The organism is Halobacillus sp. (genome assembly GCF_049282395.1).
GTDB lineage: Bacteria > Bacillota > Bacilli > Bacillales > Halobacillaceae > Halobacillus.
Genome location: NZ_JBAPTY010000215.1, coordinates 1 through 6732 on the forward strand (window position 1 = coordinate 1; position 6732 = coordinate 6732).

Below are 6732 nucleotides of genomic sequence, written 5' to 3' on the forward strand. Positions count from 1 at the left end.
GACATAAGCCGTTCATCAACGGATGGAAAAACCACCATCCTTTTGATGCTCGGCTTATGCTGGTCGTGTCTTTCGGGGTGATTCCACATTTGAACACCTGTGGCAACGTCGAACGACCCTGCGTCGTGCAGAGCCGGAAAGCGAGTCGTTCCCTGCAGGACCTAAAACTCTCGCGAGATATCTCGAAACTGAGCCTTCCAGTATTGGGAGCTTATCTGTGATAATCAACTTGAAGTTTAAATAGAGTTTTTGATTTAAATATGTGAAATTAACCTACGGGGTTTGATATGATAGAAACCATCTGATGCAAAGGAGTATGAGAAAATGGATATACAAAAAAAAGAAGAGCTCTTTGAGCAGGCGAGACAATGGATCTTGGAAGCAGGGTCCCATATTCGAGACCATATCGATGCTCCAAGGTCCATTCAGACGAAGTCGAATCCTAATGACTTAGTGACGGAAATGGATCAGCAGACAGAACAATTCTTTGCCGATAAAATCAATGGAAGTTATCCTGACCATTTGTTATTAGGTGAGGAAGGTTTTGGGGATTCTCTGGAAGATTTAAAAGGTACCATTTGGATTGTCGATCCAATAGACGGTACGATGAACTTTGTTCATCAAAAACGAAATTTTGCGATCTCGATTGGTATATATGAAGATGGAGTTGGAGAGATTGGGCTGATTTATAATGTAATGGAGGACGTGCTGTATTCAGTTAAAAGAGGACAAGGAGTCTTTAAAAACGAAAAACAGCTGCCTGATCTAAACGATTCGAGACCACTCAAAGAATCCATTCTTACATTAAATACGACGTGGTTGATTCCTGAAAATCCACACGTGGATCATCAAAGCATTCAGGAATTAGTGAAGACCATTCGGAGTACACGCTCTTATGGTTCAGCTGCTCTCGAGTTAGCCTTTGTAGCCGAAGGCATTGTGGATGGCTATTTGACAATGACACTGATGCCGTGGGATTATGCGGCTGGTGCCATTATGGTACAGGAAGTAGGCGGGACCGTTACACGTGCGGATAAGGGTGAGCTTGATCTTTTAAATTCAACCACCGTATTAGCCTGTCGTTCCAATATATACGATGAAATTATAGACGATTATGTACAGCTTAAATCAAAAGAAAGCGACCACTAAAAGGGGTCGCTTTTCTTATGCATTCAGTTTTCTTTTCAATCGCAATCCAAAACTCATAATGATAAAACCGAGTATAAAAAAGAAGCCGGCGAGCCAGAAATTTTCCTGGCCAATAGCAAAGCCTACTGAAATAAATGATAGTATGACGAGGAAGGCTAATATACCCATGTTCATTTGAAAGTTCTTCAACAAGTTCACCCCTATTCAAAAGTTATTATAAAGGATTTGTCCAAAAAATGAAAATTGTTGAATGGGTAGCTTCTTTAGATCGTATCTAGTATCATAAAATACAGAATAGAGGAGAATACGAGGAGGAACATCATGGCAGATAACACAACATTGACCGTGCCTACTGATTTATGGCCGATCGCTGATTTCTTTTTTCAGGGCCTGGGCAATGAAGTAAATATGAATGATGAATCGGAAGTAGGGATGTTATTTCGTTCCTTTCTGCTTTTATACATAACCACTGTAATTCTGGCTATTATTACATTTAAACTGGGTTTTGCCAGGAAGCTGCCGCTTATGAAAACGATAGTTGTTTATGCGGTACTTATTATTGGCACCTTTCTATTGACGCTGATTTTAGGTTTGAACCTGCCATTGCCAGAAAGTTTGATGGTAGCTGCTGTGATTATGGGTGTCTACAGGCTGCGTCTGCACCGGGAACGAAAAGAGAAACAATCCTAAAAAGGAAGGCTCCCCATCTATCGGGAGCCTTCCTTTATTATTAGTAAATATCAACTATGGCAGATGATTTTCTTTTTTTCGCTCACGATTGAAGCGGAATTGACCGGTAGCCAGCCGCTTTTTTGTGTTTTCTTCAATACGGTCGTGGCAGGTCTGGCACATATAAGTGTGAATCCGTCTGTTTCTCAATCGTTTGGCTTGCAGACAGTAACTGTCAATTTTCTCAATGTTGTCGCATATAACGCACTGTACACGCACAATTCTCACCTCAATACTGACTATCATTTGTAATTATCATAACATATTTGATGGATATAAGTGTAATTTTATCCGTTTTCATGTTTGAGTTTTACATGGAGGGGAAAGGTTAAATACAAGTAATAGAAAGGATGGTTATTGTGAAAAAACGTTGGATTTATACCGCAGTAGGAGCCGTAGCCGGAGGTGCGATTGCTTATTTCATGAAAGATGAAGATAATAGAAAGCAAGTCGTGGACAAGGCTAAATCAGTAAAAAATAATTTCGGTCAAAAAGATGACCTGCCCGTAGAGGAAGCTGGAAGACCTGAAGAAACAGCAGACCATGATAATGCAAAAATGGTGTCTGAGGGTTCTCAGTTTGGTGTTCAATACTACAATGAATTGACAGAGAAAGAGAGAGAAATCTTAGAAAAAAGTAACAGCTAAATCCTTAAAGGATTTAGCTGTTTTTCTGTCACTGTTCTCTGGATTGTTCTTTTTCAATTTGATTCAGTTTCTTATTCTCATTCTTAGGGATTGACTCCTGGTTAGGATTAGAAGGTGGAGTGTCATTGGCTGGACCTTCCGGCATGTAGCGAGCAATGATCTGGCTGAGTTCATCGGTCACCGCTTCAACTGGGTGCCCCTGGGACATTTTCTTGCCAAGACCACGCAGGCGTTCTACCCCGTCAGCGTCAGCTATGACAAGCGCTTGTTTACCATAAGGGTCGTGCTTTAGAGCTTCGGCAACGGAATATTTTATAACACCCACCCGGGAACGATCTAAATCTTTGTCTACGTCCACTCCTACGGCTACATAATTGCCTAGAACGATGGCTGTAGCATCATGAACATCAGGGACTTCAACGGCAAGATTCGCCAGGCGGCGGGCAATTTGCTGACTGGTCATATTTTTTCGATTAACTGGATCAGAATCGCTGACATATTGAAATTCAGAATCACCCTGTCTTTCTTGTAGAAGAGATTCTTCGTCATTTTGCTGACACGCTGCGAGGAGCAGTAATAGAACTACAAAAAATATTTTTTTCAATTGGCACACCACTTTTTAGTTCTAGGTTGTGTTTTAACTGAAAAATTATACAAAAAAAGGACAGCTGAAAAAGCTGCCCCATTCTTTATTTCATAACTATTTTTTTAATTCCTTTGATTGGATTGGAACGGTTAGAACCATCATTAAAATAAAGATGTACCGGTCCATTTTCCTTCAGTGGTTTTCCTTCTTCGGCGAATAGAAGGACTGATTCTGCAAGCTGATCAGCTGAGATAGTCTGTTCGCCTTCATCCGTCACTAGGGCCGCTTCCTTCACTTCTGCGTCTGGCTCACTTGTATGAAGAAAAGGTTTTAGTGGCATAAGAAATGTACCTTTTAATATTTGCTCTTTTTCCTGACGGCGTATGCTTTTATTGACGGGAGGGTTCAGCTTCTGCTGGTACACTTCCCTGGTGAATCGTAAAGACTTCCTTTTTATTTCATCTTCTTCTTCCTCTTCGGCTTTTGCTTTCTCAGGGTGAAATACTTGATCGAATGTCATTTTACGGTCATCAAATATCCAAACTGTAGGATCTAGCGTGATTGGAAATTTAACATTTCCTTGTATTTGAACAATCATGGATGCAGCCACCTTTCATTTAAAAATCATCCATCCAAATCATAGCAAAAAATGAAGTCGATTTCATTAAAAGGAGGTCTTTTACAATGAATAAAGAAATCACCACAGAAATTCTTGAAGAATGGTTAGAGAACGTCAGGCCGTATGCCTATGATGGGCAGGTGGCTGATTATATTCCTGCATTGTCCAGACAGAATCCAGAAGAACTGGCTGTTGCCATTCATTATATAGATGGCAGTTCTATCCACGCCGGAGAGATTGAGGCAACTTTCACCCTGCAAAGTATTACGAAGGTCATCTCACTGGCTTTAGCCTTAATGGATAATGGCGAAGACTATGTGTTTGATCATGTCGGGATGGAGCCGACAGGCGATCCGTTCCATTCGATATATCGATTAGAGCAGCTCCCTTCCAAGCCTTTAAATCCTATGATTAATGCCGGAGCTCTTTCAGTTACACACATGATCCACGGGGATACTCCCGATGAAAAGGTGGGGCGTCTTCTCAGTTTTGTCCATGAAATGACGGACGATCATACGATCGGATATAACGATGAAGTAGCAGCCTCTGAGTTCGAAACGGCCTTCTTAAATCGTTCTCTCCTTTTCTATATGAAGCAGCATCAGATTGTTACAGGCAGCGTAGAAGAAACGCTCGATGCTTATACCAAGCAGTGTGCAATCGAAGTGAATGTTCCTCAGCTTGCAAGGATTGGCGCTCTATTTGCCAATGAAGGAAGAGATTTGGACTCCGGCCGTCAGATCATTCCTAAACACTTTGCACGTATCTGTAAAACGTTTATGGTTACTTGCGGTATGTACGATGCATCTGGATCATTTGCGATTAAAGTAGGGATGCCTGCCAAAAGTGGTGTATCCGGCTCGGTGGTGGCTTCTCTTAACGGATTCGGTGGAATTGCTGTATATGGTCCAAGCCTTGACGAGAAGGGGAATAGCGTAGTTGGACTCAGACTTTTGGAACTATTGTCGAACCGTTATGATCTGTCAATTTTTTAATTAGATAAGCTAATTGAATCTTGCAATTTTCCTTCCCAGACGATAATATTATTAAAAGAATGACTGTAATGGGAGGGGATAATGATGTTGTCTGATGTGGCTGTGGATCATCGTGAGAAAGCCTACGCCCTTCTAAAAGAAGACGCTGATAAGATTTTAAAATTAATAAAAGTACAGATGGACAATTTGACTATGCCTCAGTGTCCACTTTATGAGGAAGTTTTAGATACACAAATGTTCGGTTTATCACGCGAAATCCATTTCGCTGTCCGGCTGGATTTGATCAGCGAAGAGGAAGGTAAACAAATATTAGATAATTTGGAACAACAACTAAACGTCTTACATGAAGCTGCTCAAAGATCATGAATGGACAAGCTCAAATTGCGACAAGTTCTGTTGTAATTTGAGTTTTTTTTGTAAAAATGAGCTTGAAGCTCATACATATAGAAATGAAATGTCAGGCAAGAAGGAATTTTGCAGTATGAAAGAGAACAAATATATAAAGTAGGGATGAATAAACATGATTCGACATTTAAAAACGTATGATTTTAGCTTATTATTTGCCCCTATTGCTCTGGTAGCTTTCGGCACCGTCATGATTTACAGTGCAAGTATGGTTTATGGACCGATCCGATTTGATGTCGCCAGTAACCATTTTTTAATCAAACAGTTGCAATGGTTTGGGATTGGTCTGTTTCTGATGATTATCGTTTCTTTAATCCCTTACCGGCATTGGCAGCGTCTGTCGAAGCTTGCAGTACTTCTTATGATTCTATTACTTGGAGGCTTGTTTTTCTTTGGGTCTGAAGTGAATAATGCTGTGTCCTGGTATAACCTGGGGTTTATGAACTTTCAGCCAGCTGAGTTTGTTAAAGTCGGGCTGATTATCTACCTTTCTTCTGTGTTTGCAAAAAAACAGCGATACATTACACATTTTTCAAAAGCCGTCGTTCCACCGCTCATTTTAACGAGTGTGATCCTCGGTCTGATTATTAGACAGCCGGATATTGGTTCAGCTGCTGTCATCGGATTAATTGCCAGTCTCATCATTATGAGTTCTGGTATTCGTGGCAAACATATTCTGTTTTTAGTTGGCGTGACGACCGCCATCCTCGTGGTAGGCGGTTCACAAATGGTAACAGATGAACGATTGGAGCGTTTCTCAGGAGCTTATCAGCCTTTTGAATCTCCAGATAGTGATGGTTATCATTTGATACAGTCCTACGTAGCTATTGGAACAGGAGGACTTTCAGGTGAGGGGATTGGCCAGGGTGTCCAGAAACTGGGGTACTTACCAGAGCCTCATACCGATTTCATTATGGCCGTTATTGCAGAGGAACTCGGATTTATTGGAGTCGCAATTACTGTGGGGCTTTTGGGACTGATTGTTTTAAGAGGACTTTACATTTCTTCAAAATGTCGTGATGCATTTGGTGCACTGCTCGCCATTGGCATTTCTTCGATGGTTGCTATACAGACAATGATCAACCTCGGTGCTATGAGCGGACTATTGCCCATTACAGGAGTCACACTACCATTTGTCAGCTACGGAGGATCATCCTTGATCATTCTCATGTTTGCGATCGGGATTTTGAATAATATTGCCAGAACTGTTAAAGCGAAGGAAGAAGAGGACGAAGAGTACGAAGTGCCAGAGCAGACAAGTACGAAACGATACAGGACTAATGGAGGAGTGAGATCGTGGCAGAACTAAGAAAAATTAATAAAGTATTAGTAGCGAACCGCGGAGAAATTGCTATCCGAGTTTTTCGGGCATGCACCGAGTTAAATATTCGTACGGTAGCGGTTTATTCTCAAGAAGACACTGGCTCCTATCACCGCTATAAAGCGGATGAGGCCTATCTGGTCGGTAAAGGAAAAAAACCGATTGATGCATACCTGGATATTGAAAATATTATCGAAGTTGCTAAAAGCGTCGGCGTCGATGCCATTCATCCAGGTTACGGTTTTCTTTCAGAAAATATTGCTTTCGCCCGTAGATGTGAG

Annotated in this window: 12 protein-coding genes; 8 read left to right on the top strand and 4 right to left on the bottom strand. The window is 41.3% G+C overall.

What is annotated here, in order from left to right:
* Both WAM07_RS09465 and WAM07_RS09470 read left to right on the top strand, forming a co-directional pair.
* The coding region (locus WAM07_RS09465; protein ID WP_422166332.1) for a hypothetical protein at nt 1-221 on the top strand (221 nt) is incomplete at its 5' end.
* 103 nt (nt 222-324) lie between these two features.
* Nucleotides 325-1149 carry an inositol monophosphatase family protein gene (locus WAM07_RS09470; RefSeq protein ID WP_422166333.1) on the top strand — a complete coding sequence of 275 codons (825 nt, stop codon included), beginning with the start codon at nt 325-327 and terminating at the stop codon, nt 1147-1149.
* A gap of 15 nt (nt 1150-1164) precedes the next feature.
* Here WAM07_RS09470 and WAM07_RS09475 read toward each other — a convergent pair whose 3' ends face one another.
* Entirely contained in the window at nt 1165-1347 is a 183-nt protein-coding gene (locus WAM07_RS09475; RefSeq protein ID WP_422166335.1) for a DUF5325 family protein, read from the bottom strand.
* A 123-nt stretch (nt 1348-1470) separates the two neighbouring features.
* Between WAM07_RS09475 and WAM07_RS09480 the strand changes: the two genes are divergently transcribed.
* The gene (locus WAM07_RS09480; RefSeq protein WP_422166337.1) at nt 1471-1839 is read left to right on the top strand and encodes a YlaH-like family protein; all 369 of its coding nucleotides are present in this window, start codon (nt 1471-1473) and stop codon (nt 1837-1839) included.
* Nucleotides 1840-1893: 54 nt separating this feature from the next.
* On the opposite strand, the gene WAM07_RS09485 is transcribed toward WAM07_RS09480, so the two are convergent.
* Nucleotides 1894-2097, bottom strand: coding sequence for a YlaI family protein (locus WAM07_RS09485; protein ID WP_224895624.1), 204 nt, complete (start codon nt 2095-2097; stop codon nt 1894-1896).
* 131 nt (nt 2098-2228) lie between these two features.
* Here WAM07_RS09485 and WAM07_RS09490 point away from each other — a divergent pair, with 131 nt between their 5' ends.
* Entirely contained in the window at nt 2229-2525 is a 297-nt protein-coding gene (locus tag WAM07_RS09490) for a hypothetical protein (protein WP_422166339.1), read from the top strand.
* A gap of 28 nt (nt 2526-2553) precedes the next feature.
* Here the strand turns inward: WAM07_RS09490 and WAM07_RS09495 are convergent, their stop codons facing one another.
* Together WAM07_RS09495 and WAM07_RS09500 are read right to left on the bottom strand one after the other, a co-directional pair.
* Nucleotides 2554-3129: a YhcN/YlaJ family sporulation lipoprotein gene (locus WAM07_RS09495; protein ID WP_422166341.1), complete on the bottom strand. Its 576-nt coding sequence runs from the start codon at nt 3127-3129 to the stop codon at nt 2554-2556.
* Between the two features lie 85 nt (nt 3130-3214).
* The gene (locus WAM07_RS09500; RefSeq protein ID WP_422166342.1) at nt 3215-3709 is read right to left on the bottom strand and encodes a hypothetical protein; all 495 of its coding nucleotides are present in this window, start codon (nt 3707-3709) and stop codon (nt 3215-3217) included.
* 86 nt (nt 3710-3795) lie between these two features.
* Between WAM07_RS09500 and glsA the strand changes: the two genes are divergently transcribed.
* From glsA to WAM07_RS09520, 4 genes are all read left to right on the top strand, one after another.
* A complete protein-coding gene (glsA, locus tag WAM07_RS09505) occupies nt 3796-4725 on the top strand; it encodes a glutaminase A (protein WP_422166344.1) in 930 nt (309 codons plus the stop codon).
* An 84-nt stretch (nt 4726-4809) separates the two neighbouring features.
* Nucleotides 4810-5091, top strand: a complete 282-nt coding sequence (locus WAM07_RS09510) for a YlaN family protein (RefSeq protein WP_041601302.1) — start codon at nt 4810-4812, stop codon at nt 5089-5091.
* A 154-nt stretch (nt 5092-5245) separates the two neighbouring features.
* Entirely contained in the window at nt 5246-6439 is a 1194-nt protein-coding gene (gene ftsW / locus WAM07_RS09515; RefSeq protein ID WP_422166346.1) for a putative lipid II flippase FtsW, read from the top strand.
* On the top strand, nt 6427-6732 hold a 306-nt coding region (locus WAM07_RS09520), incomplete at its 3' end, for a biotin carboxylase N-terminal domain-containing protein (protein ID WP_422166347.1). The genes ftsW and WAM07_RS09520, both read left to right, overlap by 13 nt.